The following is a 26,469-nucleotide window of genomic DNA, read 5'->3' on the forward strand; positions in this document are numbered from 1 at the left end:
CCCAGGTTCCGAACACCGGGTGACTCACCTTTAGAATCAACGGCTCGCCGTACTTTCATGCTGGAGATTCACATGCACTTTGTTGGGGTGGATCTCGGGGGTATGCACGGTGCAAACCTTGTTTCAGGATCTTCGCTATTCGCTTCGCCAGCTGATAAAGTCCCCTGGATTCACCCTGACCTCCGTCCTCTCACTCATGCTGGGGATTGGCGCGACTACCGCCGTCTTCTCGATTGTGTATGCGGTGCTGGTGGATCCTTACCCGTATGCGGCCCCGGAACGCATGGCGCACATGCGCCTTAAGGACAAAGCCGGCCAGGAGCGTGGTTTCGGATTAACCGGAGCGCAGTGGCAGGTGTTTCGCAAATCCCCGGTTGTCGAAGATTCATTCATCAGCGATGACTGGAGTCTTACCATCACCGGACATGATCTTCCGGAAGACGTTCAAGGCATTTATTTCAGTTCGAACGCATTTAACTACTTCGGTGTACCGGCGGCATTGGGGCGGGGATTGCAACCATCGGACGCGATCGATGGACAGGATCCGCAGCCGGTTGTGGTCTTGAGCCATCAGTTCTGGCAGCGTCATTTCAATGGCGACGCGGCGGTGCTGGGAAAGACGCTGCAGTTGGTCCGCAAGAACTACACCATCGTAGGTGTAGCGGGCCCGCGCTTCACCTGGGACGATGGCGATGTCTACCTGCCCCTCAAAGTGACCCAGGATCCGACCGTCTCTTATTACACTGGTCTGCGTCTCAAGCCGGGAGTCTCCCGTGAGCAGGCAGGCGCGGCTTTGCGCCCGCTGATCGATCAGTTCGCGAAGGAGTCGCCAAAGCATTTTCCCCGAGACAAGTTTGATTTTTATCTAGTGGGATTGAATGATGACTTCGTCAAGCAACTGGGCGGCACCCTGTATCTGCTCTTCTGCGCGGTGGCGCTCCTGCTCGCGATCGGCTGTGGCAACGTGTCGATTCTGTTGCTGGCGCGGGGCACGTCGCGGCAGCATGAATTCGCATTGCGGGCTGCGGTCGGCGCCAGCCGCAGCAGGATCATCCGGCAACTGCTGACTGAATCGCTGCTGCTTTCCCTCACCGGCGCCGGCTTGGGTGTTCTGCTGGCTTATCGCGGACTGGCAATGATCGTAAAGTTGCTGCCGGAATACTCTTTTCCGCATGAGGCGGCAATTGAGATCAATCTACCGGTTTTGCTCTTTAGCGTTGGGATTGCGTTAGTGACAGGAATCTTGTTCGGCCTTTCGCCTGCTCTTCAACTTTCGAAGCCGGAAGTTAGCCAGGTCATGCAGTCCAGCACCAGAAGGATCGCCGGCGGCGTTCGCGGCAGAACTACCAACAACATGTTGATCGCCGGCCAGATCGCGCTTACCCTGCTGATGCTTGCCGGCGCCGGGGCAGCCATGGAGGGCTTTCTCAAGATGCTGCACACGCCCCTGGGTTACGATCCGCACAATGTCATGTCGGTCGGCATTCCGGTTCACGATGGCACCTATAAGACCTGGGCACAGCGAGGCGCATATTTTGAGCTGTTGCGAAGTAAAGCCGCCTCGGTCAATGGCGTGGAGATGGCCGCGATTTCGAGCAACGCCACCCCACCTTCGAATGGATGGGCGACGAGCGTAGAAATTCTCGGACAGGCTCCGCGGGACGACCAGAAGGTAAGGGTCAACTTCGTCAGCCCCGGCTACTTCCCCGTCTTGCGCATTCCGGTCGTCCAGGGGCAGATCTGGGATGAGACACAAAACCATAACGCGGCCCACGTAGCAGCGGTCAATGAAACCTTTGCGCGTCTTTATTTCACTCATGGAGATGCTATCGGCCACTCTCTCAAGGTCCCGGAGATACGGGACGAGCCGCCCTACAATCCCGCGGGGCCGGACCCCCTAGGCTGGCTGCAGATCACGGCCGTGGTCGCAGACAAGCGAGACGATGGGCTGGAAAAGCCGATCCTGCCGGAAGTCTTTGTGCCGTTCACAATCTCGATGCGGATGTGGACCCAGATTCTAGTGCGCTCAAAGGCAGGGATCGCGCCTCTCTCGCTGTTGCACGCGGTCGGAGCGCAGGTAAACTCAGTTGATCCTGACCAGCAGATAAGCGGTCAGGTGCGCGATCTGGAGCATTGGATCACTACCCAGCAGGAATATCAGCAGGAACATCTGGTCACCTGGGTCTTTGGAGCTTTCGCGGTGCTGGCATTGGCGCTGGCCGCGGTCGGGCTGTATAGCGTCGTCGCCTACTCCGTCGCGCAGCGGACCAGCGAATTCGGCATCCGCATGGCACTCGGAGCACAACGCGGACACGTGTTGCTGATTGTCTTCACGTCGACCGTAACCAGCGTCGCCAGCGGCATCGCCGCCGGTCTCTTGCTGTCAATTGTCCTCAACAAGGTGCTCGGACGGTGGGCGGAGGGCAGCTCTCGAGATCCACACATCCTGCTCGGAGTCACTGCGCTTTTGACAATCGTTGCAAGCCTGGCCTGCGCCATTCCAGCGCGCCGGGCTTCGGCAGTCGATCCTGTGATTGCGTTGCGCTACGAATGAAACGGCCCCTACTCCTTCATCCATAGGAGCGGAGTCGGCATCCCTTACAATAGAGCTATGGCAACGCGCTACACAGATGACCACGCCAAGTCTGGCTTGGACTTTACTTTTCCTGAGATCGAAACGTGGCCCAATCAGTTCCCCGGCTATGAAATCCTCGTCGACGACCCGGAGTTTACGTCGGTTTGTCCAAAGACGGGACTTCCCGATTTTGGCATTGTCACCCTGCGATACACGCCGCGGGAGCGCTGCCTCGAGCTCAAGTCGTATAAGGAATATCTCTTTTGCTACCGCAACCTTGGTATCTTCCAGGAAAATGTTGTCAACCAGGTCCTTGAAGATGTGGTGAAGGCTTGTGATCCGGTCTGGGCGGTGGTCAAGGGCGATTTTCGTCCGCGAGGCGGAATCTCTACGACAATCGAAGCGCGTTGGCCTCGACCGAAGCTCGAAGCAGCGGAGCCAAGCAAGTAGCAGATTCTGCAGGAGGGACGCACTTACTGCGTCCCTGATTGGTGCTGAACTCGCTTACTAGTGCACCACTGCCTGGAAGAGCGGAGACTGGAGCAGGCTGACAAACTGGCTATCCGAAGCGGAGAAATTCACTTCCAGATTGTCGGCATCGGACTTCACGGTCGTATTGCCGATGGCTTGCTTTTCGGCGTCGGTGCCGCTCATCTTTTTGTAGAGCGCCGCTGCGTTCAGCAAAGACGCCATCGTTCCAGCCGTAAAAGCGTCCGGTGTCTGCACGTTCAAGTTGAACTTCACTCCATTGCTGAAATCCATCATGTACCGCGACCCAAGAAAGCGCTTCTTGACAGTATCGTAGTCGGTCACCTGCGACGCTTGCCCGAGGACGGAGTGCATCATGAACTGAGTGCCCTCCTGATCGAGCACGCTCCATACGGCCGCGGTGTCAACCGCCTGCATCGACTCCATCATGGAGTTGTTGTTTAACAGGCTTGAAGTGACGCCATCGCGGGCATCGAGTGCCGATTTAACGGCCTCTTCCGAGCCGAAAATCATGGTTGTCGGGTTGACGAAGGTCACCGACATTCCGCTCGTGCCCATCGGGTAAACACGGTTGGTGCGCACCTTGGTGTACTTAACCTTCTTCTTGAGCCAATTTGCCTTAATGGTTGGCACATCGAACTCGCCTTGTGCAATACCGACCATACGTGTGCCATCCACGCCGCTGACCCGGAAGGAGGCGAAAGCGAGTTCATCGACGTCATGATTGGCATTCAAGCCGGAGGTCTTCAGTGCTTCTTCCATCTGCTTGAGTTCGGGCGGCAGGATCCTGTTTTTTAGGTCCATCGCTGCGCTGGAATTCTGCATTGCCCGATAATCTACGGCAATCAACTGCTGAATGTCCTTCGGTATAGCGGAGCGGGCGTCGGTGCTCAGCTGTGCTGCCACCGCCGGCATAGCCAGGGCGAAAGACATCGCAAGACCGCTCAACGCCGAGATTGTTCGATTCTTTTTCAAAATTTCTCCTCTATGGCACACCTGGCACTGAGCTGCCGGGCTTGAACGAACGATCAGACAGCGCCACGTTCCTGATACGGCTACAGCTATGGTAAACCTGCTACATTCAACCCGCATTAGGGAGAAAGTCTTAGAGCGCTTTCGGCCACTCCAGCGGATGCTGCAGCTTCCGCTCCAGGATCTTCTCTTCCGGGTCGAACTCAACTAGCTGACGCACCCACTCGCTGTCCTGCTCATATGCCGCTTCTGGAACAAGCCCGATAAGTTCTCCGCGAACGACTTTGACCCGGTGCCGGCTGGCCTTCTGTTTAACTGCTGCGTAGACCTGGGCCACCGGCGTCGCGCGAAAGTCGGTAACGTTCATCGAGATCTGCGCCTGACCTTGAGCGACGACTCCCATTGCTTTGACGCCGCTGAGACCGCCTCCGGAAGCACGAATCTCGCGCGCGATGGCGCGGGCAGTCGCCACATCGCCGGTATTGAGATAAACGTTATAGGCGATCAGAAAGCGGCGAGCCCCCACTGCCGAGGCCCCTGCGGTGGGGTGTAGTTGTGGTCCACCAACATCCGGTCGCCGCGCCGCGTCGCGCTCGACGGCGTCGCGCAACCCCTCGAATTGACCGCGACGAACCTCTTCGAGAAGAGCACGGTCAGGACGAGCCGCGGCAGCCTCATAGAAGTAAACCGGCACACCATAGCGTCTCCAAATCTCAGTCCCAGCCTGCCTTGCCAAAAGCGCACACTGCTCCAGGGAAATCCCGGAAATCGGCACGAAGGGGACAACATCCGCGGCGCCGATGCGAGGATGTACCCCTTGCTGCGCAGAAAGATCGATCAATTCCGCTGCCTTGCCGACACCGCGCAGCGCGGCCTCGACGACGGCAGCGGGAGATCCGGCAATGGTCACGACAGAGCGGTTGTGGTCGGCGTCCCGCGACCAGTCCAACAGCGAGACCCCTTCCGTTCGCATTGCGGCGATGATGGCGCAAACCTTACGCTCGTCCAAGCCTTCGGAGAAATTCGGAACGCACTCGATCACCACCTGGGGTGAAGTGATGGAGCGAGTGTCTGCCGATTCAACCCCGGTTTGCCCCATGCTTATTTCCACCAGTTGTAGCCTAGCTCGAACTGAACGCTGGCATTCACGCCTGGGTTCCGGTCTCCAAGGCTGGCGCTCGAAATATGCACCGCATTCGCAGCGAAGGAGATTGAACGCTTTGGCTTCACGAAGTAGTTGAATCCTACGCCGAACTGGGGTGTGAAGTTGAACACGCTGGTCCCCCCCGACTCCCCGTGAGGAACGAGGTAGTCGGGCGGATATTTGTGATTGGTCCAGATAAGTCCACCCGCGCCTTGCACCCAAGGCGTGACCCGTCTGTGGTTGATCAAGTTCCAGCGGAGGATGATCGGCGTAATGCTCACCCCGGTAAAGGTGCCTCCACCAAAGGGGACCACGGCAGTATTACTCTGCCCATCGACGACATAGCCCACCGGCACCAGTGCCGGAGCCGGAGTGTACGACTGCCAGAGGGGAAAGAGTTCTCCAGCAAGTTCAAATTGCCCATGCAGAATGCCGGGAAGCGCTGGATTCGTGAGTACCTTGCCGAGATGAACCCCGGCGCTGAAGAACTTGAACGACGCCCGGTTACCCGTGCCAAATCCCCCTTGCACGACTGGTCCAACCTCCCAGGGAAGCCTGGATAGAACCGCTTCCGGAGCTTGATCCGGCGCAGCAGGGCCGCTTTGAGCCCGCGACTTGTATACGCTGCTGAACAACAATAGGAGCGCGCTCGCGCACGCCAAGGTTCGAAATCGTGTCATCGGGTCGTCTATTTCCTCTTAAAGAACTGCTATGAATTCGGATAATCAGGGTTGTTCTTCGCTCTTGCGAGCTTACAACGGTGTACCGGCTGGGCTTATAGGCAGGCATTCGAAAGAGAGGCCGGAATCGAAACATTGCTGTCTGAAACTCTTCAAAGCGTCGCCCATCTGCGAAGAAAGACTTCGAGCCACTGCGGGGCAGGTTCGTACTTTCCTTTCCTATATTACTTAAATCGCGCCCCGCCTTCCTGTCTGCTGGCTCTTGCAGATCTCGACCGCAGACACCGAATCGGCGTCAACGCTCCAACTCTCGCTTGTAGAAGGAATGCGCTTCGGGTAGGACTCGCAGCAGAATTGCGAAGGCCGCCACTGGGGCGGCCTTCGCGGATTGAGAGCAGAACCGAGCCTAACGAGCGACCGCTTCCATGTCGTTCGCGTCCATGTCGAAGTTTGAATAAACATGCTGGACGTCGTCCAGGTCTTCCAGTGTCTCCAGCAGGCGAATCATCTGGTTCGCCTGGGAGCCTTCGAGCTTCGTGTAGGTCGAAGCAAGCATGGTTATCTCCGCGATCTCGGTTTCGATGCCGGCCTTCTTGATCGCATCTCGGACCGCCTCAAACGCCCCCGGTTCGGTGATAATCTCCCAGCTTTCGCCTTCGTCGCTTAGGTCATCCCCTCCGGCTTCGAGCACAATGCCCATCAGCTTGTCTTCGTCGGCAGCAGACTTCGGAACCGAGATCAGCCCCTTCTTCGAGAACATGAAGCGCACCGAATTCGACTCGCCCAGGTTGCCGCCATTCTTTGAGAAGGCATGGCGAATTTCGCTCACCGCGCGATTGCGGTTGTCAGTGAGGACTTCGGCGATCAGCGCGACGCCGCCGGGGCCATAGCCCTCAAAGGTGATCTCCTCGTAGGAGAGGCCAGGGAGCTCGCCGGTGCCACGCTGAATCGCACGCTTGATATTGTCGCCGGGCATATTCTCGGCCTTGGCGGCGAGGATCGCCGTGCGCAGGCGAGGATTGCCGTCAGGGTCGCCTCCCGCCTTGGCGGCGATGGTGATTTCTTTAATCAGTTGGGTGAATATCTTGCCGCGCTTGGCGTCTGCCGCGCCCTTTTTATGCTTGATTGTTGCCCATTTTGAATGGCCGGACATGGAGACCTCTGAAGCCTTTCCCGGAACTGCCGGGAGCGATGTAGGCGGGATTCTGGCGGGCGGGAATTGCAGTCCACCACCCTCCGCAGCCTCTAAGTGTAACACGGTGAACGCAAGGGCCCACCCCGGCAAGAGGAGCACGCCTGCCGCACTAACAAGAGCAGCCAAGCAGTTCTGATTGCGGGCAGGCTAAAGGTCGACAAGCCAAGGCGGATTGCCTTGGCTTGTCTGGTTTGGAGTTCGGCACTTGTTAGGGAAATTGCTGCCGGCTCTATGGGATTTTGCGGCTACTGCACTTCTTGGGTAAGCGTCGCCGCGCTGGCTGCATCGGTGGCGCTGCCGGTGTAGATTGCCGCAATGGCATTGCGGCCAGGTATCAGCTCTGAGGTGGAGAAGGCTGCCACTCCATTGACCAACGGTGCGCTACCAAGAACGACGCTGCCTTTCTTAAAAGTGACCGTTCCTGTAGGAGCGGACCCGGAAGCGGCAGTGACGGTCGCGGTGAACTTCACCGGGTTTCCGGCCGTCGAGGGGTTTATCGAGGATTTGAGCGAAGTTTTAGTCTTGATCGCGCCAGGCTTGATCGTATAGGTGGCTGTGGCTACTGCGCTGTTCGTATCTCCACTGGCAGCGGCGATGGCTTTGACCGTGGTGGTGGCGGAAATGTGGATCGGTTCGGTGTACTTCGTAGAAGCAATGCTCGGCGTTATGCCGTTGGTCGTGTAATAAATTGTCGCACCTGGAGTCAACGTCACAATCTCGATCGTCTCTCCGGTTGGATATGTCCCTCCTAATTTTGGAAAGATCGGTGTCGCTACCCGGCCCCCGGTAATCGTCTCCGTGAATGTACCGATACTGGAAGAGTACGCGGCCGGGTCTCCTAGATAGCCGGCGACGACATTGTGGGCACCCGATGAGAGAGCGCTGGTTGAAAAAACAGCCTCTCCATTGCCGTCTAAGTCGGAATGTCCGACGACAGCTCCATCAATCTTCCAGCTGATTTCGCCGGTCGGGATTCCACTCCCGCTCACAGGCACCACATGAGCAGTGAACGTGACCTCATTGCCTAAAGCTTCCTGGTTCGCGCTCGAGCTTATCTTGGTTTCGGTCAGGCCATTGAACGCCAACTTCGTAACAACGGCTACTGCGTGACCGGGGGAGGGATCAGCCTGCTGGAAAGCTCCTCCCGTCGTGGGGTAGTCACTCGCCCAGGTACTTCCCCCCAAATAGGCGTTCCCGAGGGTGTCTGCAGCGACGCTTCCAAAGTAGCCTGGTCGAATGCCATTTGCTCCGTTAAAGTACGTCGAAAAGAGGAGAGCAGAGCCATCGCTGTTCAGCTTGGTGAAAAAAGGGAATCCGTCTCCCTCGGGGTTGGCGCCCACCTCTGTTTTCTGGAATGCGTCGCTCGTCACCGGGAAGTTGGCCGAGCATGCGTTACCGACAATGTAGGCATTTCCTGCGGTGTCAACGGCGATTTGCAGGACTCCGTCTCCCGGACAAGAATAGCGCTTGTCCGCGTCGGGTTGTCCAGAACCGCCCAAGTATGTTGAGTACACCAAAGATGAGCCTGAAGGATTGAGCTTGGTGATGAACGCATTGCCCCCGAGATTTGCAAGCGCGTTGTTGACTTTCTGATAGGCGTTGCTCGTAACGGGGAAGTTAGCGCTATTAGTCAGACCAGCGACGTAGGCGTTTCCCTCGGCGTCGACCGCAAGACCGCCAAGTAATTCAAAAGCGGAGTCGCCCCCTAGATACGTGGAATAGGCCAGAGTTGCTCCGCCAGGATTCAACTTGGTTATGAACACGCCTCCATCTGGCAACGACTTCTGAAAAGCGTTCGCAGTCACCGGATAGTTTGGACCGGCAAATCCGGCCACGTAAGCCGATCCCGCATTGTCGACGGCAAATTCTTGAGGGTTGGTCCGGTCGGGGCCCAGGTAGGTCGAAAAAGCAAGGCCAGTGCCAGCAGCATTCAGCTCGGTGACGAACCCATCAGAGCAAAAGTCGTCCCCTGCAGTGCACTGCAGGGTTTTCTGATATGCATTGTGCGTGACCGGAAAGTCGCTCGAAAAGGCCTCGCCAGTCACATAGGCGTGGCCCAAGGGGTCAACCGCGAGACCCAGAATGTCATCCGGGGTCGCGTACCCAACTTCCCCAAGACCGCTCCCCCCAAGATAGGTCGAGTAGATCAACCCGGAGCCGGCTGCGTTCAGTTTGGTGACAAACCCACTTTGGCAGGGGGTACTGGCGGTTTTACAAGTCGGCTGGAAAGCACCAGGAGTAACTGGAAAAGGAATTCCTCCCGAATCGGCAATCCCTGAGAGGTAGATATTGTCCGCGCCATCGACAACCGCGTAAAAAATATCCGCACCCCCCAGAAAGGTTGAAAATAGCAACGCTGTGCCAGCCGGATTCAGCTTGCTCACAAATGCGATGCTGTGTGAGTAAACAGTTTGAAACGCTCCGCCGGTGAGCGGGAAGTCTGCCGAATATGCAAATCCTACGAAATAAGCAGAATTGTTCGAACCGATAGCTACTTGGTATCCATCAGAGCCGCCGCTTCCGCCGAGGTAAGTCGAATACGCCAAAACCGGATCGACCACCAACTCCCGGCTATGGTCGTAGCCGCCTAGCCGGAAGCCAACAGTATTGTTCGCCAGCAACTGGAAGCTGCCTTCAACCGGCTGACGCTGTCCATCTTTCACCTGATAAACGACCGGTTTGTGGAAGGCGATCTCGCCGTCCTTGGCGATGATCTCCAGGTCGCCGCCGTCATTCAGCTTCAGCTTGCTGGCTCCGGCGAAGTGCAGCCGTGCCTGCTTTGGATCGGCATTCGGTGAGACGACGAAGTCATACTCCAACTGCCGCTGGTTGCCGTAGTAGACCAGGTCGATGCCCGGATAGACGTTGCGGTATTTTACCTTCGCGTAAGTGGGTACATCCGTATCCCACTTCGCTGAATCGCTTCCAATAAAGTAGTTGGCCTTGCCGGGCAGCGGGTCAGCCCCGCTCACCTGGATGTCCCGTGCGGCGCCGGCAAGTTCCATGCGCACCACATCAGTTTTGACTTTGGCATCCGTCTTCATCGAAGGCTTGGCGCCCATCGCGGCGGCTTTCGGCTGCGACGGACGGCCCTTGGTCAATGCCAGTACCGCGGCGTCGCCGGTGAGAAAGAGGGAATAGCCCTGACCGCGGGAAAGGAACTTTACTTGTGGATCGCTCTGACCCTGGTTGGCTTCAAAGCTAAGCGGCAACTTGCCGTAGCTGGCCTCGATTGCGGGCGATGCGGCTTTCACCTGAGAGACAAGGTTGGAGGTGGCGTGGCTCTGGCTTTCGGTTACCGATGAGGTGTGGGCGTCTTGACCGTAGATGCTGATTGGACTTACGGCCAGCAGAGAGAACATGATGGGCAAAAATGTCTTCATTGTTGCTCCTCGGGGGATCAGGCTGCAGGGCAATGTGCTTTGAGATTGCTGCTGACGGTTACTTTCGTGGGAGGTTGGGCAAGGAGTCGCTCGCGAGCGCGGCGCATTGCCTCGGAAAAGCGATACAATCCTGGGCGAATTTCACAGCAAAGTCAACGGAATATCTAAAGAGGCGGGGGTTTTGCCGGGGTTGAAGGAAAGATTAATCGCTTTAAGGTTGCTGGACTTTGTTCACGGGCGCATCCTCAGTCGCGGCAGTCGTTATGATCGATCCGGCTTTCGGCTGTTCGTGGGGTTTGCGAAAGGCATACACGATCGCCAACAGCGGCGGAGCCAACAAGACGCCCCAGAAAGGAATCACCACCCCAAGGACCAACGGCACTAATAGCGATGCCCAGATGGGCACCCTCGTCACCCGCTTCATCAGCATCGGCTGCAGCAAAAGCTGATCGATGACCACGATCACGGCGTAAAGTCCGAGAAGGTAGAGCAGCCGTTCCATGTCGCGCCCGCTGAGCAGGATGGCGAAGACCGGGCCGAGAAGCCCGATGACTGCGCCAAAGTTGGGAATAAACGTCATCAATCCGGCGATCAGCGCCCACATGGGGGCAAGCGGCACATGGATAAGCATTAATCCGATCAGCCACAGGATCGCGCAGCAGAAGGCCTCGATCGAGACCGCGCGCCACCAGTTCACGAGCGCAGTTCCGGCGGTAGCGCTGTGCGTTTTTAAATCGGACAGCATGACAGTTAGAGTCTATCTGCAGGACCGAGGATGGATTTTCATGTTTTCAATTCGACGCCCTGATCAGAATACGATCCAGCACTTCCTTGACGGCCGAGTCAACGATCGTTATTCGTATTCCGAAGTCGGCGCTTCTCGAAGCGGCGCTCCGGCGGGATACAACGTCGACCATAACCGCGTGATGTTGGGTCGCGGTGAAGGGGTTTTCGAGCAAACCAAAGTCGCGATAGGCGGGTGGAAGATGTTCCAGATCGGATGGGTGGAATTGATCCATCCTGGCCGGCCGGTCGAGGTTGGTATGAATGTAGGCATCCTTGCGCGTACCATGGGGTTGTACTCGCTAAGTTCCTCCCGAGTCGCTTATTTGCTGGATGAGCAGCAACCGGTCCGGCGATGGGGTTTCGGCTATGGCACGCTGACCGCTCATGTCGAGCGGGGCGAAGAGCGGTTCTCGGTCGAGTGGCTGGCGGACAATACGGTCTGGTATGACCTTTTTGCCTTCTCCCAGCCAAGGCACCCGCTCGCCCGGCTTGGATACCCGGCATCTCGCTTCTATCAGCAACGGTTTGCGACTGATTCCATGCGAGTCATGAAGATGGCATTGTCCAGAACGAACAACTTGCCATGAAGATGCCACTTCGGGGGAAACGATGAATCTGCAGGCGCAGTGGCTGCCCCGCTCCGTGCAGTCTCTCCGGGAATATACCCCGGACAAATTAGTACAGGACCTGATCGCGGGAATTACGGTTGGGCTCGTTGCCTTGCCTCTCGCGATGGCATTCGCTATTGCTTCCGGGGTGCCTCCGCAGGCAGGCATCTATACCGCCGTCGTCGCCGGGTTTCTGATTTCCGCCCTCGGCGGTTCACGAACGCAGATTGGAGGCCCGACTGGGGCCTTCGTCGTCATCGTTGCCGGGATCGTGGCGAAGTTCGGCACCTCGGGGCTCGCTCTGGTCGGAATGATGGCGGGCGTGCTGCTGGTCATTATGGGACTAACCGGCCTGGGAACAGCGGTCAAGTTCATCCCTCGACCCGTGATCATCGGCTTCACCAATGGCATTGCGCTGCTGATTGCCTCGACCCAGATCAAAGATTTTCTCGGGTTGAAGACGCCGCCGGTGCCGAGCGAATTCCTGGAGCGCATGACGATGCTGGCAAAGCACATCCAGACGATACGGTGGCAAACCTTTCTGCTTGGCGCATTGTCGCTGGCTATCATTCTGCTTTGGCCGCGGGTCACAAGACGATTTCCGGGGACGATCGTGGCGCTGCTGCTTGCGACCCTGGCAACGTCGCTCTTCCATCTTCAAGTTGAAACAATCGGCAGCAAATTTGGTGGTATTCCGCAAGGTTTCCCGCATTTTGAATTGCCGCAGTTCCACGCGGCCCATGTTCTGCCGCTGCTACCGTCGGTGTTCACGGTGGCGCTGCTGGCTGCGGTCGAGAGTTTGCTTTCCGCGGTCGTCGCCGATGGCATGAGTGGTGATCGGCACAACAGCAATGTTGAACTCACCGCGCAAGGGATCGCCAACATCGTTTCGCCACTCTTCGGTGGCATTCCTGCAACCGGTGCGATTGCCAGGACGGCAACCAACATACGCTCCGGCGCGCGAACTCCGGTTGCGGGGATGGTGCATGCTCTGACCTTGCTCATGGTGTTGCTGGTGGCTGCGCCGCTGGCGAAGTTCGTACCGCTCGCAACGCTGGCGTCGGTACTCTTTGTCGTCGCGTACAGTATGGGCGAATGGCGGGAGATCGGCGGTATCCTGCGTCTCTCCAAGACCGATATCGTGGTCTGGTTTTCCACTTTCGCATTGACCGTCTTCACCGATCTCACGGTCGCTGTGGGCGTTGGGATGGCGCTGGCGGCGTTGCTCTATATTCAAAGGGTCGCGGCAACCACTTCCGTCGAGGCGGTCACAGCGGACTACGTTCGCGATGGCATGCCGCACGTGCTGCAGGACAAGGAAATTCCCGACAACGTTACGATTCTGCGTATTCACGGGCCATTTTTGTTCGGCACGACCGACAAGCTCGCCGATATTGCACGGGACCTGACAATCTTTGCTCCGGTGGTGATCGTTCGTCTACGCAACATGACAGCTATCGATGCCACCGGGGTTCATGCGTTGGAGCAGTTTGCGGAGCGGCTGCGGATGGCGGACAAGACCCTGGTCTTCTGCGGCGCCCGCGATCAGCCGCGCAAACTGTTGTTGCGCACTGAGTTCTTGAAGAGCATCGGGCCCGAGAACTTCCTGCCGCATGTGCAGGCCGCGCTGGTGCGCGCCCGGGAGATCAATGAAGGCTTTGGGAGCGTGGGCCGGGAGATGGCAGTTGAGCTGGAGGCCGGCCCACTGTGATGCCGGACCACTGTGATATAGCATCCAATCTGCTCGACGCGCCTGCGCCGGAGCGACCGATCGGCATGCAGAGAAGGCCAGTTCCCTTCCCAGCCATTGCTGAAGATGGCACCGCATGGTCGGCGAAGGGGTCTTCCTGCTAGCCTATAAGTATGAAATTCGGCGTGCTTGTCTTTCCCGGTTCGAACTGCGACCACGATGCCTTTAACGTGATCGCGGAGATAGCCCGTCAGCCGGTGACTCTGCTCTGGCACGACTCCCCTGAACTAGAAAGCTGCGATGCCATTGTGGTTCCTGGCGGCTTTGCTTATGGGGATTATCTCCGTACCGGAGCCATTGCTCGATTTTCACCGGTGATGCAGTCAGTCAAGAAGTTCGCCGCCGATGGCGGCCTCGTCCTGGGCATTTGCAATGGCTTCCAAATCCTATGTGAAGCCGGGCTCCTGCCCGGCGCCCTGATGCGCAATGCCGGGCTGAAGTACATCTGCAAGCAGGTCCATCTGCGAACCGAGACGGTCGCCAGCCCATTTACCCAGAACCTGAAGAAAGGCCGGGTATTGCAGATTCCCATTGGTCACATGGAGGGGAACTACTTCTGCGATCGCGAGACGCTGGCCACGCTTAAGGATGAGGATCGCATCGCCTTTCGTTACTCCGAACCGGATGGCAAAATCACCGCGTCAGCTAACCCGAATGGTTCCCTTGAAAATATTGCCGGCATTCTCAACGAGGGACGCAATGTGCTTGGAATGATGCCGCATCCGGACCGCTCCAGCGAAAAGCTGCTTGGCTCAGCCGACGGCTATCTTCTCTTCGAATCGATGGTCAACGCTTTAGGAGTTTCCGCGTAATCGCCTACGCCAATCATGATCGACATTCATCATCACCTCCTATACGGACTCGACGATGGTCCTAGAGATCTCGAGACATCGTGCGCCATGGTCGACGCCGCCGTTGCCAACGGTTTCACTCACGTTGTAGCGACACCCCATGCCAATGACCGCTGGGCCTTTACGCCCGAGATCAACCGGGAACGTCTGGCGGAGATTGAAGCCTATGCGGCCGGCCGGCTTACCCTTGGCCTCGGCTGCGATTTCCATCTCTCCTACGATAATATCCAGGATCAGTTCAAGAACCCGGCGAAGTACACCATTAACGGCCTGCAATATCTACTGGTGGAGTTTCCCGACTATGGCATACAGCCGGGCATTGCCGAAACACTTTACGAATTTGTCGCCAGCGGTGTCATTCCGATCATTACGCATCCCGAGCGCAATGCAACTTTGCAGGCAAAGCCCGAGATGATGGCCGAATGGATTCGCACCGGCTGCATTGTCCAGGTGACGGCCGGCTCCTTGCTCGGCCGGTTTGGTCCTCGCGCCCAGGCCCTTAGTCACTCGTTGCTGAGACACAATTGGGTCACTCTTCTCGCCAGCGACGCGCACAACCTCAGTTCGCGTCCGCCGAACCTTGGCGACGGGCATGCCTCGCTGGCCAAGGATTATGGCCAGGAGATCGCCGACCGCCTTTGCATTCATAACCCTCACGCTGTCTTCTATGGGAAGACGCTGCCGCCCCAACCGGATCCGCTCGAGTTCGGTGATGAGTCGGAAGGAAGAAACAAGAGCTTGCTATCGCGAATCTTCTCGCGCTAGGGCATTCCACTTAGGCTGAACCGGCAAATACCGCTAGGGGTTTTGTGCTAGATGGAGCCCGGAGATCTCAGACTAGCCACGATCCAGGGAGAGACAATGGCTTCTCGCCATGCAACAAACCACCTCGGGCGGGGTGATCTTGCATGTTTGTACATTGTCCAGGCGTCCAAACACTGTCAAACCTGAGAGTATTTGCCAGAGAGTGTTTGGAAGATCTTCTGCTCTAGAGCCCCAGCCCTCCATCCACTCCAAGGATTTGCCCGGTGATGAAGTGGGGCCCGGTGGCGAAGAAAAGCACGGCTTCGGCCACATCCTGAGGAGTTCCGTTCCGGCGCATCGGCGTTTTATGCGCAAAGTGCTCGTATTCTGCCGAGGCTTCGCCGTTGGTGACGATCATTCCCGGAGCGACACAGTTCACGCTGATCTCGGGCGCGAAGGCCTTTGACATCGTCTCTGTCAGCATGTGCAACGCCGCCTTCGAGGTGCAATAGTGACCGTGCGTCGGCCAGGGATGCACTCCGCCGAGCGAGCCAATATTGATGATCCTGCCGTGAGTCGCCTTGAGATGAGGATAGGCTGACTGCGAAGTCAAGAATGGAGCACGGGTGTTGGTTTCGAACATGGCATCCCATTGCTCGACGCTGATCGACTCCATGGCCGCGGTTTCGAAGATGCCGGCGTTGTTTACTAGAAGATCGAGCCTACCAAAATCGTTAGCGACGGCTTGGACCGTCTCTCGGATGCTTTCCGGGGACCGCAGGTCGCACCAGTAACTCTTCGCCGCCACTCCGAAGGCGCGCAGATCGGCGACGGTGCGCTCCGCGTCGTTTTCTGACTCGCGGTAAGTTATCGCTACACTGGCCTTGGCCTCGGCCAATGAAAGGGCGAGAACTCTGCCAATTCGCTTGGCCGCGCCGGTCACCAGCGCAACGTGATCTATCAAGGATTCCATCTATCGATTCTAGAGGGTTTTCGCTTCCAGTCTGTAGAGCCAGGACCTGCGAGGTGTGGCTTTTCTCGGGGGAAGCCACGAAATGACCATGCCCTGGTTGCACCGGGATTGAAAATGCTCCAGTCGGTAAGGCTGTTTCTCTCAGAATGCTACGCCACCACTAGAGATGTATGAATCCGCGGCGAATGCCGATAGCCACTGCTTCGGTGCGATCGCTCGCTCCAAGCTTTTCCATGATGTGCTTGACATGGCCCTTGACGGTCTCTTCAGAGATGAAGAGAAGAGCCGCGATGTCTCCGTTCCGGTTTCCTCCAGCGATCTTTTGGAGAACTTCCACTTCGCGTTTGCTTAAAGTATCCTCGCCGAGATGGTCCGCGAGATGGGCTGCGATCTCCGGTGGAATGTACTTCTTGCCAGCATGAACTCTGCGGATCGTCTCCACCAGTTGTTTCCGCGGCATGGTCTTCAGCATATAGCCTTGAGCGCCGGCCTGGAGCGCACGCTGAATCTCGACATCTCCTTCAAACGTGGTCAGCATGATGATGCGCGCCTCGGAAAACTCGGTGCGAATCGCGATCATCGCATCGATGCCTCCAATGTCGGGCAGCCGGAGATCCATAAGCGTAATATCCGGCCGATGGTCCCGGTACCCCTGGATCGCCTCGCGGCCGCAGGATGCCTCTGCCACCAGCTCCATATCCGGCTCATTTCGAATGATTGCCGCAATCCCCTCTCTCATGAGAGGGTGATCATCGACACTCAAGATTCGGATATGGGCCGGATCTCTCATCCATCCTCTTGTTGACTGAGTGTTCATTCTACTTCCACGTCAGTCATGTCTGGCAAGCACGATAATGAGTCAACAGGCCATTGGCGTTTTTCCGCATCACGCGGCAGCAGTTACGCAGATCGAAGGCAGCACCGGCTCAGCAGCACCGGCTCATAGGAGAAGTGCTCAGGCCGTAACGCTCTCACCGACGCTGGTCCAAACGCCTCCGGCAGCGTTGCTTCGAAGCATGGCTTCGATAATGCAGCAAACTCGATGCCCATTCGCGAAGTCGCATACCGTTGGCGCTTTGGCTGCCGGATCGGCGCCGGCGCGGACCCAGTCGTAGGCGTCGGCAATCACGTTGCGGAAGGCGTCTGCCCAGCTTTCCTGATGGCCTCCAGGCAGGTGTGCATAGGATTTTGCCTCGCCGCTCATCAGGGCAGGATCTTTCATCAGAACGCAATTCGGGCCGTCGAAGGAGCCGATCCAGAGCTCGTTCTGGAGCTCCTGCTCCCAGCGGAGCGATTTTCTACGGCCGTTCAACTCCAATTGTAGGTCGTTTTTGTGCCCGGGAAGCACCTGACCCACCTTCAAGGTACCGCGCGCGCCATCACTGAAGCGGAGGAGCACGCTGCCGGTGTCCTCGCTGCCGATCTCGATGGCTTTCGCCTCCCCGCTGCTGGCTTTGCTGAAAGCTTCGGACGACCCGCCTGCATAGCGCGTCTTCACGACGGTGGTCAGATCGGCGAGTACAGACTCGATGCGCAGACCACTGATGTGCTCGGTCAGGTCGCACCAATGGGATCCTATATCGGCAAGCGCTGAACTTACGCCACCTTTGGCCGGATCAAGCCGCCAGGAGTAAGCGTGGTCGTCGGTGAGCCAATCCTGCAGGTATTGCCCGTGCAGATACACGATCGGGCCGAGTTCGCCGGCGGCCACCATCTGGCGAGCCTGCTGCACCAGAGGATTACCGCGATAGTTGAAGGTCACCGCATTGACGATCCCGGCGGCCTCAGCGGCATCTCGCAACGCGGCGCATTCCTGACTGGTTAACGCTAAGGGCTTATCGGAGATCACATGCTTGCCCGCCTGGATGGCTGCCATACTGACGGGAAAATGGAGGTAGCTGGGCGTTGTATTGTGAACGACTTCAATCCTTGAATCGGCGATCAACTCTTCGAAGCTGCCGTAGGCCGTATCGACCTTCAGTTCAGCCGCTTTGCGTTGGGTGGAAGCAGCGCTCGAACCGGCGATAGCGATGACCTCCACATCGCCGAGCCGGCGCACCGCATCGATGTGATGGGCCGCAATGAACCCCGGGCCGACTAGGCCCATTCCGATCTTCTTCAACGGTTATCTCCTCAACTGTGCTGTAAAGCCAGCGTTACGGCAATTTGTCTCGCGATTGCTGGAACGCTTCTTCTCAAGAAGGACGGTTGCTTCTTCTCAAGAAGAACGGCTCATGATTGGTCCTGCCAGGAAACACTCCGCCCCTTGCTTAGGAGCGAACGGCCTTCATGTAACGAGCGTCAATGGCCAACGCCTCCATCATGGGCTGCTGAAATTCCTCTTGTTCGACGAAGCAGTGGCGAATATGGCCGGTTTTTGCGGCGGCAAAGATCGGCTTGTAGTCGATGGAACCATTGCCAAGCGCGACCGATGGCGGCTTATTATCTTTGAAATCCTTGATGTGGAGCATCACGATTCGGGTGGGAAATTGCTTGAGATACTGGACGGGATCGTGTCCGGCGACGATGACCCAGCCACAGTCCATCTCGAAATTGACCTTGGCAGGATTGGTATTCTTGAGCAGAACCTCGTAGGGCAGCGCACCGCCGGTCTCGGCAAATTCGGCAACGTGATTGTGATAGGCAAAATGCATCCCAGCGGCGTTGACCTTGCCGGCGATGTCGTTGAACTGATCGGCATTCCAACGCCAGTCGTCCAGCGTCAGCTCAGCCTTCCCGGCACTTTCGTTCTGATGCATCGGGGATGAACAGACAACATACTCAACACCGACAGATTTGCAGAAGGGCAGGATCTGATCGATCTGCGGCTTGAGCGTGCCGAGAGGATAATGCGCGCTGACGCAGCGCAAACCTGCCGCCGCTAGTGCCGCTTTCACATCATCGACGGAGTGATTATAGAAACCCGCTGCCTCTACTTCTCTATACCCTAGAGATCCGACCTGCTTGAGTGTTCCGGCGAAGTCTTTCTGTAACGGTTCACGCACCGAGTAAAGCTGCAAGCCAAGGGGAAGCCCGAGGGGGGTCGCGCGACTGATGCTTGTCATCGCAACAACAGAAGCAGCAGCACCGCTTTTCACAAAGTCACGCCGGTTCATCATGGAAATTCCTCCTCAAGCAGGGTATCGTTAGTGGCTTGCCTCGATGTGTACTATCGAGGTTCAACAGTAATCATTACGATCGAAGGTGTCGCCGCCACCTTGGTGGCATGTTGAGGAACTCTTCGAGAGAACGTTGATTCGGCCGCAATTGTCTAAGCAAAGAACCTTGAATGTGCCCCGGCGAGAATACAGGCTTAAGGGTGATTCAGCGTTTGGTACCATTCCTCGATGCCGCCGGTTGCGCGAAGCAATCCTAGCTGTGCTTTGGTCATCTCGAACGTTGCGTCGAGTACCTCTTCATAACGGCGGCGTTCTTCGATACGCGCCTGTTGTTCCTCACGTGGGGTAAGCGGCGCAGCCCCCGGCGTCACGCTGGCTCCATTTAATTGCGTGAGGACCGCATCAAGTTGACTTTGTGCAAGTTCATTCTGCAGCTGCGCGACCTCCTTCTGAGCAGAAAGTTCCTCAAGACTCTTTTCAAGAAGGACGATGTTCTCACTGCTCTGATCACGGAGCTGATCGGCCTGGGCGGTTGCCCGGAAGGCCTCAGCACGTGATTGACTTTCCTTGGCGCGCTTGGTGGCATCAAATAGGGGCACCGTGATCTGCAGGCCAGCCTCGAAGTTGTTGTGCTGGAAGTGCTGGTAATATTCCTGGTAATTATTGATCTCAGAGAAGCGGCTATACTGCCCTCCGAAGCCAATCTGCGGGCGATAGTTCTGCCGGGCATCGCCAAATGCCTGATATTGATGCGACTGGGCTGTGGCATAGGCAGCTCGCACTCCGTCGGTGTTCAAGGCCTGCATTGAAGCGACCAGCGTTGAACGGCGATCACGGTCAAAGTCAGGAGATGGAGGAATGCTCGACGGGATTGTCACCAGGCTATCGGCCGGCAGTCCAGTCAAGTGCGCCAACCGCTGCCGCAGCAATTCCATGTCGTCCTGTATATGGAGCCGCTTGAGTCGAAGCTGTGCCGAGACTAATCTCGCGCCCAACACACTTTCTTTGGTGCCAACCCCAGCGTCGAGACGCTGTTGTTCGATAAATGTCAGCTTGGTGGCTGACTCGTTCTGCTGATCGAGCGCCTCTATCCTCTGTCGGTCGACGTCGAGTTGTATGTAGTCAAGCGCGGTATCAAGAACCACCTGTTGACGGACGTCGGAAAGCGCCAGTTGCGCAGATCGCCAGGCCGCCCGAGCCGACCGGATGTAATCCATCTGCGAGAACGTGAAGATCAGCGATTGCGATTGTACATTCACGATCGAAGGTTGGCCGATCGGGAAGCCGTAAGAGTAGCCAACGCTCGATCCCAGGAGGAAGCTCGGGATATACACATCCTTAGCCTCCGTCAACCCCGCCGCCGCGCGCTGCACATCTGCGGTTGCCATGCGCACTGAGGCACTGGTTCGCAGCGCCTGATCGACGGTGGTATAAAGTGACACCTGCGCGTAGGCGCCCGCGGCGGTGAAAGCGGCACCAATGGCGATGCTCATGCAACCTAGAAACTTCCATTTCACCTACAACTCACCTCGCTGCAACCTCCATCCCGAATTTTATGTTGAATCACCATCGAAGAAGAGAGGGTCGTGAGAGAGGATTGTGGTTTCCGCCGCGGAAGTCTGCCCCGGTCTGATCAACGAACAACCTTGACAGGCACTCCGTCAACAATGGGCTGTCCATTGGTCGTCCCCACCGCGACGGTCTGCCCCTCCTGAAGTCCCGAGACGATCTGGATGGCCGTCAGGTTGTTCACGCCGACCTTGACCGGGACGCGGCGAAGCTTCTCCCCGTCCAGTACATAAACAAAGTCACGACCCTCGCCAGAATGCAAGGCCTCCCGAGGAATCTCAAGGACACCCGAAATACTGCCGGTAGTCACGGTGACGGTTACGTTTGTGTCCGGCAACAGCCTGCCATCAGCATTATCGACGGTCACGATGGCTGCCCCGACGTGCCGGGTCGTATAGGTAATCACCGTCGACGGAACGCGGGAGATATGGCCCTGCCAGGAGCGACCTGGTAGAGCATCCCAAACAATCTTGATCGGCAACCCGACGGCCAACTGGCCTATTTCGGGTTCATCGAAGTAGGCGCGCACCTGAACTTTCGTCAGATCGGCTACCTCGAGGAGCCGGTCGCCCTGCTGGACAAACTCAGTCGCGCTCACCGGCAGTGAATACACGGTGCCAGCGAAAGGAGCGCGCACAGTCGTCTGCGCTAGCGTCTGCTGAGCGGCATCATAGGCAGACTGGGCGTCGGCCAGAGCCGCTTTAGCGCGCTCCAGATCCAGCGGCGAGTAGGGTGCCTGACTGCGCTGGCTCAATATGTGGAGCGAGGCATTGGCCTGATCGAGACGCTGCTGAGCGGCGGCCACTTCGTTGGGGGAGGCCGAACCTTGCGCAACCAGCTTTTTGAGCGTGGCCAACTGTTTTTCCGCCTGGTCCCGGTCGGCTTGCGTTCGATTCAGGTCGCCAGCGAAGGTATACCGCTCCTGTTGAGTGCCACCCTTGCTCACGGCATCGTAACTTGCCTGGGCCGCGCGTAACCCGCTAAGTGCCGCCGCCACCCGCGTCCGTGCCTCGGAGTCGTTCATGGCAACCAGGAGCTCGCCTGCCTTAATCTTGTCACCCTCATGGACATACACGGCCTTCACCAAGCCTGGATAGGGAGCATGCGCCTCAAAGTTCACCTGCGGCTCAACGATGCCGTTGGTCGAACTGTTGCTCACAATGTCGCCCTTCTGCACCAGGGCGACGCGGATGGGCAGCCTGGAGCGGGTCAGCATCCGAATGGAATAAAACACGCCCGCCGCAAGAAGCACAGTAGCGACCCATATCCATCGGTTGTTCGTTCGTGCCGCGATAGTCGTCCTCAGGAGAGTGGTCGAATCAAGAGCCAGACGCCAGTATATAAGAGTCCCAATGAAAGGATTCGAGTCAGAAAGATCCACCCCCCACGGCCCGGAGCGATCCAGGCAGGAGCGATTCAGGAAGGAGCGATTCAGGAAGGATCTCTGCCCCGTCGCCATGCTCCTCCCCATCTGGGGTGGCCGGTATGTGCATCTATCCGAGTAGAGGAGGAAAACATGCTGGAAGCAGTCTTATGCGACATGGATGGCACGCTGGTCGACAGCAACGCGCTCCATGCGGAAGCCTGGAGCAGGACCTTTGCGCACTTCGGGATTGTGGTGGGCTTCGACGAAGCCTTGCATCAAATCGGCAAAGGCGGGGATCAAATTATTCCAACTTTTGTCTCTCGCGAAAGTCTGCCTAGACTTGAGAAGCCGATCAAGGAGTATCGCAGTAGCTTGTTTCACCGCGAGTACTTCAACAGAATTAAGGCATTTCCTGGTTCACGCGAGTTATTGTTGAAGATGCGCGCCGTTGGCTTGCGCATAGCCGTTGCAAGCTCATCGGAAAAGGATGACCTCGAAAAACTGAAGGAGATAGCTGGGATCGCTGATCTAGTCGAGAAGGAAACTTCGAGCGATGACGCGAATCAATCAAAGCCTGAGCCCGACATCTTTCAAGCGGCTCTCGATCGACTTGGCGTGCAACCTGCGGAGGCCATCGCCTTAGGGGATACACCATGGGATATCGAAGCGGCAAGCAAGGCCGGTGTCCCTACGATTGCAGTCACCAGCGGAGGGTGGACCGAGGAGGAACTTCTGCAAGCCGGAGCCATCGAAGTCTACAAAGATGTCCACGAGATCTCTGAGATGTTCACAAAATCCAGGCTGAACCGGCGAGAGGTTGCAGCCTAAAGCCCCCAACAGGTGCCGTGGTTCGAAGTCAAACCTTCATCGCTTCGCAGGGCAAAACGAGCGGCAATCTGATCACACTTTTCAGAGCAGCACACTCAGCGGATGCCTTTCTAGTTAACCGTATTTACTTAGAACGGACGGCTGTGATGGGTGGCTGCTAGAACCGTCGTCCCTCTTAATGCCCGATATAGTCAAAGAGACTTCCCTTCTCGAGCGTCGATATCACATCATAGAGGGCAGTCTGTTGAGTCTCCGCCGCACTCAGTTGGGTCGTCACCTTACCGAAATCCGCCTGCAGAAGGGTGGTTTGCTCTGCAAGCAAACCTGCCGACTCTGCCTGTGTATAGGTCGCCGCATTTTGAAGCGCGGTTATGTTGCCGTCGAGAATCACCCGCTGATCGCTTACGTGGTTGAGGGCTGTGCTCAGCGCCTCGGTGTCCGCCACGGCGGTCGCTGAGGGAGTTCCAGTCGCAAAGTCGGCCACTAAAGCATTTAGCGTTTGAAAGACATCGGTCCCGGCAACTCCAGTAGTGAAGACCTGACTGCCGGTCAGGTTGAGCTGGATGGCCTGCCCGGTTGGCGTCTGTATGGAGGTTGTATTATTGTCCCCGTTGTAGACCACCACCGCCGGTACTCCTGAATTGTTCAGGGTAAAGGGCGTGGTGCTGCCCTGACTTCCGGCAAACAGGAAACCACCCAGATAGCTGGTATTCGCGAGTGATAAAACTTCGTCTCGAATGCCCGCGAGCTGATTCGAATAGCCGATCACATTCGTACTATTAAGCGTGCTGTTGTTCGCCGCGGTCGCGGCTGAAATTGCCGCAGTCAGTTGGCTCACGACCGAACCCAAGGCCGAGTCGCTGAGCTGCAGCCTCCCCTCGGTCGTCGAGGCCGTTTGCGTGAAAGTGTCGTTTTGTGCAACTTGCGCCGTCAACACAACGTTGTCAGCTGCAGCGCCTGGATCATCGGAGAGGCTGGTGACTCGCGAACCGCTCGACAGCTCCTGAGAAAGCGTCTGCTCGGTGGCCGAGACAGTGTCGAGCGAGTTGACCAGACTTGGTACGTAGAGTGGATCGACGCGCATCTCTTTTCTCCTTTTGTTTTAGGTCCATCGCCGGTCCGTCGCTTACCGGTGGGCAGGTCACTCGAACTAAGCGACTGTTGTCTGTTCGCCCAGATTGAGCGCCGAAGCAAAGACCGTGTCCAAGATTGTGAATACCTTCGAGGAGGCCTCGTAAGAACGCTCAAGCAGCGAGAGTGTCGATGCCTCATCGTTTGTATTGACTGCGGAAAGTGAGTCTCGCTGGGTTTGAGTTTGGGCCAGGGAAGCCTGTTGCGCAGTGCTCAGAGAGGATGTCTGCGAAACCAGACTTCCCAGAGTCGCGATAAAGTCCGCGAAGTAGTTGGTGGGAGAGACGGGGGCCGTCACTTGATAAGGGCTTCCCGGCTGAGCAGCGAAGGTCTGCGGCGAGGTTTGTACATTCGCCAGTAGCACCGCGTTTGAACCGTCGGAAGGGCCTTTCCCTGCAGTGCCTGCCGCCACCAGAGTAGGGTCGGAAATTGCCACCGTGATGCCTCCAGCGATCGACCCAGGCGATCCGCCACTCGCAGGGACAGTAAAGAGCGGGTATCCGGCAGCAGAAGCGCCGCTCGCCGTCGATCCCGATTGCTGGATCGCATTCAGCCGGTTAGCCAACCCCCCGGCTAAGGCATCGAGCGCACCTTCCACGTGGGGAATGTCCTGGTCGCGGGTGGTTAGATACCCACCCAGCTGACCGCCTCCTGAAGCGAGGGGAGTGGTAATGTCATTGCCTTGAGCGTCGAAATAGTGCGTCACTCCAGCCGAAGGACCGGAGGTCAGCGCAAAGGCGGTCCCTTCCGAGACCAGCAAGGCGCCGCTCGTAGTAGTTACGGTCAGACCATTGTTTTCGGTTTTGATTTGGCTGATTCCTACCAACTGCGACAGCTGATTGAGGTCGTACTGCCGTTGGTCCTCAAGCCCGCCAGCGTCGCTTGTCGGGTCGAGCGTCTGGATCTGTTGATTCAGCCCGGCGATCGACTTCGACAATGCATTGACCTGGGTAACGACGCTCTGGCTCTCTGCATCGAGCGAAGCCTGTTGTTGCTGGAGCTCGGTGATAGAGCCGGAAAAGCTTTCTACGAGGCTAACCGCCGCGCTTAAAACCGTCTCTCGGAGCGAAGTGTCGCTAGGGTTACCCTCGAGCGGAGTGAGTGCGGCGAAGAATTGGCTCAGCGAGGAGTTTATCCCGCCATTCGCCGCTCCCGCAGTGGTTGAGGTTGCCGCCGCAAACACTGCTTGGACATTCTGCAGCGCAGCCAGCCGGGTGGCGGTGGCCTGCTGGGTCTGGGTCTGCTGATCGACACTCTGCTCAAGCACCCGGTCGCGCTGCGACTGAATATCGATGACGCTTGCACCCGTCCCATAAGTCAATCCCGCTATCGTGACTGGAATGTTTTCGTCAAAGATCGCTTCTTTACGGGTGTAGCCAGGGGTGTTGACATTCGCAGTGTTGTTCGCACTGGCGTTCAGCGCCGCTTGATCGGCATTGAGCGAGGAGACTGCGATGTTCCATGCGGAGTTGAGTGTAGCCATAGCTTTCCTGTCTTTCTAGATCGGATCTGCCTCGCCTTGGCGCAGCTGAGAATGAATCAGCGCAGCTGATAAGTGAGGCGATCGTGTTTGCGCTCAACTAACGCCGCTCTCGGCCAACAAATGCGCCAAACTCAATCGAGGCAGTCGAGATACCACGTAGGATCGTCAATCGTTGCGCCGTCAACCCTAGTAGATGGCCTAGCGTTGAATAACTATGAGCCGCTTGTTCCCACTCGGATGCGGACGCCGGTAGCACGACACAACGGCACGCGTCGACAAGCGTTTCGATTGAATCGGCGTCCAGAGCCGTAAATGCATCCAGGGTCCGTTCGAGCAAGACAGCTAAGGGCATCGCATCAAACGTTCGATCTTCCTCACGCATTGGAGCACTCTCCATCAACGATCAACCCCTACCTCTTTGATCCCTGTTTATCAAGGCTGCGCAGCGGCTTAGCTATGTAGCAGATGATCAATCAACTTGTCCGCCACATCGGTGGAGCTCACGGAGTAGCTCCCGTTAGCAAGTGCCTCTTGAATGGACGCCACCTTTTCAGAGCGCACATCGGGGAGGGACGAAGAGGCCGACGCCAGTAGGGCGGCCGGGCTCAAATGGGCTGCGTCTCCATCTAAGCTCGGATGCGAGTTACTCGGCTCAATCGTTTCAGTCGGTTTAAAGGAAGCGCCCGCTGTCCTGATGACTGTGGTATCTTTCGGAATCGATTGCGGTGAACTTGAATTCCATTGAATACTCATAACGCCATTTCTCCTTCCACTAGCTTATCGGCAGGAAGTCACGTCACTTTAGTAATAATTGCTTGTTCCA

General features: G+C 57.3%; 23 protein-coding genes. 7 read left to right on the forward strand and 16 right to left on the reverse strand.

Annotation, left to right across the window (positions count from 1 at the left end):
- The first annotated feature begins 109 nt into the window (after positions 1-109).
- Together ACPOL_RS04720 and queF are read left to right on the forward strand one after the other, a co-directional pair.
- Positions 110-2,554 carry an ABC transporter permease gene (locus tag ACPOL_RS04720; RefSeq protein ID WP_114210593.1) on the forward strand — a complete coding sequence of 815 codons (2,445 nt, stop codon included), beginning with the start codon at positions 110-112 and terminating at the stop codon, positions 2,552-2,554.
- A 57-nt stretch (positions 2,555-2,611) separates the two neighbouring features.
- Positions 2,612-3,025, forward strand: a complete 414-nt coding sequence (queF, locus tag ACPOL_RS04725; RefSeq protein ID WP_114206035.1) for a preQ(1) synthase — start codon at positions 2,612-2,614, stop codon at positions 3,023-3,025.
- A gap of 57 nt (positions 3,026-3,082) precedes the next feature.
- Here queF and ACPOL_RS04730 read toward each other — a convergent pair whose 3' ends face one another.
- The 6 genes from ACPOL_RS04730 to ACPOL_RS04755 form a co-directional block, all read right to left on the reverse strand.
- Positions 3,083-4,039: a hypothetical protein gene (locus ACPOL_RS04730; RefSeq protein WP_236657241.1), complete on the reverse strand. Its 957-nt coding sequence runs from the start codon at positions 4,037-4,039 to the stop codon at positions 3,083-3,085.
- A gap of 130 nt (positions 4,040-4,169) precedes the next feature.
- The gene (ftcD, locus tag ACPOL_RS04735; protein ID WP_114206036.1) at positions 4,170-5,135 is read right to left on the reverse strand and encodes a glutamate formimidoyltransferase; all 966 of its coding nucleotides are present in this window, start codon (positions 5,133-5,135) and stop codon (positions 4,170-4,172) included.
- Between the two features lie 2 nt (positions 5,136-5,137).
- Positions 5,138-5,860, reverse strand: a complete 723-nt coding sequence (locus ACPOL_RS04740) for an acyloxyacyl hydrolase (protein ID WP_114206037.1) — start codon at positions 5,858-5,860, stop codon at positions 5,138-5,140.
- A gap of 406 nt (positions 5,861-6,266) precedes the next feature.
- Entirely contained in the window at positions 6,267-7,013 is a 747-nt protein-coding gene (locus ACPOL_RS04745; protein ID WP_114206038.1) for a YebC/PmpR family DNA-binding transcriptional regulator, read from the reverse strand.
- 287 nt (positions 7,014-7,300) lie between these two features.
- Positions 7,301-10,438 carry a DUF7948 domain-containing protein gene (locus tag ACPOL_RS04750; protein ID WP_114206039.1) on the reverse strand — a complete coding sequence of 1,046 codons (3,138 nt, stop codon included), beginning with the start codon at positions 10,436-10,438 and terminating at the stop codon, positions 7,301-7,303.
- 211 nt (positions 10,439-10,649) lie between these two features.
- Complete coding sequence (locus ACPOL_RS04755; RefSeq protein WP_114206040.1) at positions 10,650-11,183, reverse strand: AI-2E family transporter; 534 nt, start codon at positions 11,181-11,183, stop codon at positions 10,650-10,652.
- 40 nt (positions 11,184-11,223) lie between these two features.
- On the opposite strand from ACPOL_RS04755, the gene ACPOL_RS04760 reads away from it, so the two are divergent.
- The 4 genes from ACPOL_RS04760 (at position 11,224) to ACPOL_RS04775 (ending at position 15,198) form a co-directional block, all read left to right on the forward strand.
- Entirely contained in the window at positions 11,224-11,811 is a 588-nt protein-coding gene (locus ACPOL_RS04760; protein WP_161557212.1) for a DUF1990 domain-containing protein, read from the forward strand.
- Positions 11,812-11,833: 22 nt separating this feature from the next.
- Positions 11,834-13,543, forward strand: a complete 1,710-nt coding sequence (locus tag ACPOL_RS04765) for a SulP family inorganic anion transporter (protein ID WP_114206042.1) — start codon at positions 11,834-11,836, stop codon at positions 13,541-13,543.
- Positions 13,544-13,695: 152 nt separating this feature from the next.
- Entirely contained in the window at positions 13,696-14,394 is a 699-nt protein-coding gene (gene purQ / locus ACPOL_RS04770; RefSeq protein ID WP_114206043.1) for a phosphoribosylformylglycinamidine synthase subunit PurQ, read from the forward strand.
- Between the two features lie 15 nt (positions 14,395-14,409).
- Complete coding sequence (locus tag ACPOL_RS04775) at positions 14,410-15,198, forward strand: tyrosine-protein phosphatase (RefSeq protein WP_114206044.1); 789 nt, start codon at positions 14,410-14,412, stop codon at positions 15,196-15,198.
- 223 nt (positions 15,199-15,421) lie between these two features.
- Here the strand turns inward: ACPOL_RS04775 and ACPOL_RS04780 are convergent, their stop codons facing one another.
- The 6 genes from ACPOL_RS04780 to ACPOL_RS04805 form a co-directional block, all read right to left on the reverse strand.
- Positions 15,422-16,150, reverse strand: coding sequence for an SDR family NAD(P)-dependent oxidoreductase (locus ACPOL_RS04780; RefSeq protein WP_114206045.1), 729 nt, complete (start codon positions 16,148-16,150; stop codon positions 15,422-15,424).
- 160 nt (positions 16,151-16,310) lie between these two features.
- Complete coding sequence (locus ACPOL_RS04785; protein WP_114206046.1) at positions 16,311-16,940, reverse strand: response regulator; 630 nt, start codon at positions 16,938-16,940, stop codon at positions 16,311-16,313.
- Positions 16,941-17,105: 165 nt separating this feature from the next.
- Positions 17,106-18,272, reverse strand: coding sequence for a Gfo/Idh/MocA family protein (locus tag ACPOL_RS04790; RefSeq protein WP_114206047.1), 1,167 nt, complete (start codon positions 18,270-18,272; stop codon positions 17,106-17,108).
- Positions 18,273-18,420: 148 nt separating this feature from the next.
- Positions 18,421-19,269, reverse strand: coding sequence for a sugar phosphate isomerase/epimerase family protein (locus ACPOL_RS04795; RefSeq protein ID WP_114206048.1), 849 nt, complete (start codon positions 19,267-19,269; stop codon positions 18,421-18,423).
- A gap of 194 nt (positions 19,270-19,463) precedes the next feature.
- The gene (locus ACPOL_RS04800; RefSeq protein ID WP_114206049.1) at positions 19,464-20,762 is read right to left on the reverse strand and encodes a TolC family protein; all 1,299 of its coding nucleotides are present in this window, start codon (positions 20,760-20,762) and stop codon (positions 19,464-19,466) included.
- A 140-nt stretch (positions 20,763-20,902) separates the two neighbouring features.
- Positions 20,903-22,297, reverse strand: coding sequence for an efflux RND transporter periplasmic adaptor subunit (locus ACPOL_RS04805; protein WP_236657242.1), 1,395 nt, complete (start codon positions 22,295-22,297; stop codon positions 20,903-20,905).
- Between the two features lie 57 nt (positions 22,298-22,354).
- On the opposite strand from ACPOL_RS04805, the gene ACPOL_RS04810 reads away from it, so the two are divergent.
- Complete coding sequence (locus tag ACPOL_RS04810) at positions 22,355-23,032, forward strand: HAD family hydrolase (RefSeq protein WP_114206050.1); 678 nt, start codon at positions 22,355-22,357, stop codon at positions 23,030-23,032.
- Between the two features lie 175 nt (positions 23,033-23,207).
- Here the strand turns inward: ACPOL_RS04810 and ACPOL_RS04815 are convergent, their stop codons facing one another.
- The 4 genes from ACPOL_RS04815 to flgM all read right to left on the reverse strand — a co-directional run bounded on the left by ACPOL_RS04815 (position 23,208) and on the right by flgM (position 26,399).
- The gene (locus tag ACPOL_RS04815; protein ID WP_114206051.1) at positions 23,208-24,116 is read right to left on the reverse strand and encodes a flagellin N-terminal helical domain-containing protein; all 909 of its coding nucleotides are present in this window, start codon (positions 24,114-24,116) and stop codon (positions 23,208-23,210) included.
- Between the two features lie 66 nt (positions 24,117-24,182).
- Positions 24,183-25,646, reverse strand: a complete 1,464-nt coding sequence (gene flgK, locus ACPOL_RS04820; RefSeq protein ID WP_114206052.1) for a flagellar hook-associated protein FlgK — start codon at positions 25,644-25,646, stop codon at positions 24,183-24,185.
- A gap of 97 nt (positions 25,647-25,743) precedes the next feature.
- Positions 25,744-26,028, reverse strand: a complete 285-nt coding sequence (locus ACPOL_RS04825; RefSeq protein WP_201759098.1) for a hypothetical protein — start codon at positions 26,026-26,028, stop codon at positions 25,744-25,746.
- A 68-nt stretch (positions 26,029-26,096) separates the two neighbouring features.
- Positions 26,097-26,399 (reverse strand): flagellar biosynthesis anti-sigma factor FlgM, encoded by a 303-nt coding sequence (gene flgM / locus ACPOL_RS04830; protein WP_114206054.1) that lies wholly within the window; start codon positions 26,397-26,399, stop codon positions 26,097-26,099.
- Positions 26,400-26,469 lie beyond the last annotated feature (70 nt).

It is taken from the genome of Acidisarcina polymorpha, assembly GCF_003330725.1.
GTDB classification, from domain to species: Bacteria; Acidobacteriota; Terriglobia; order Terriglobales; family Acidobacteriaceae; genus Acidisarcina; species Acidisarcina polymorpha.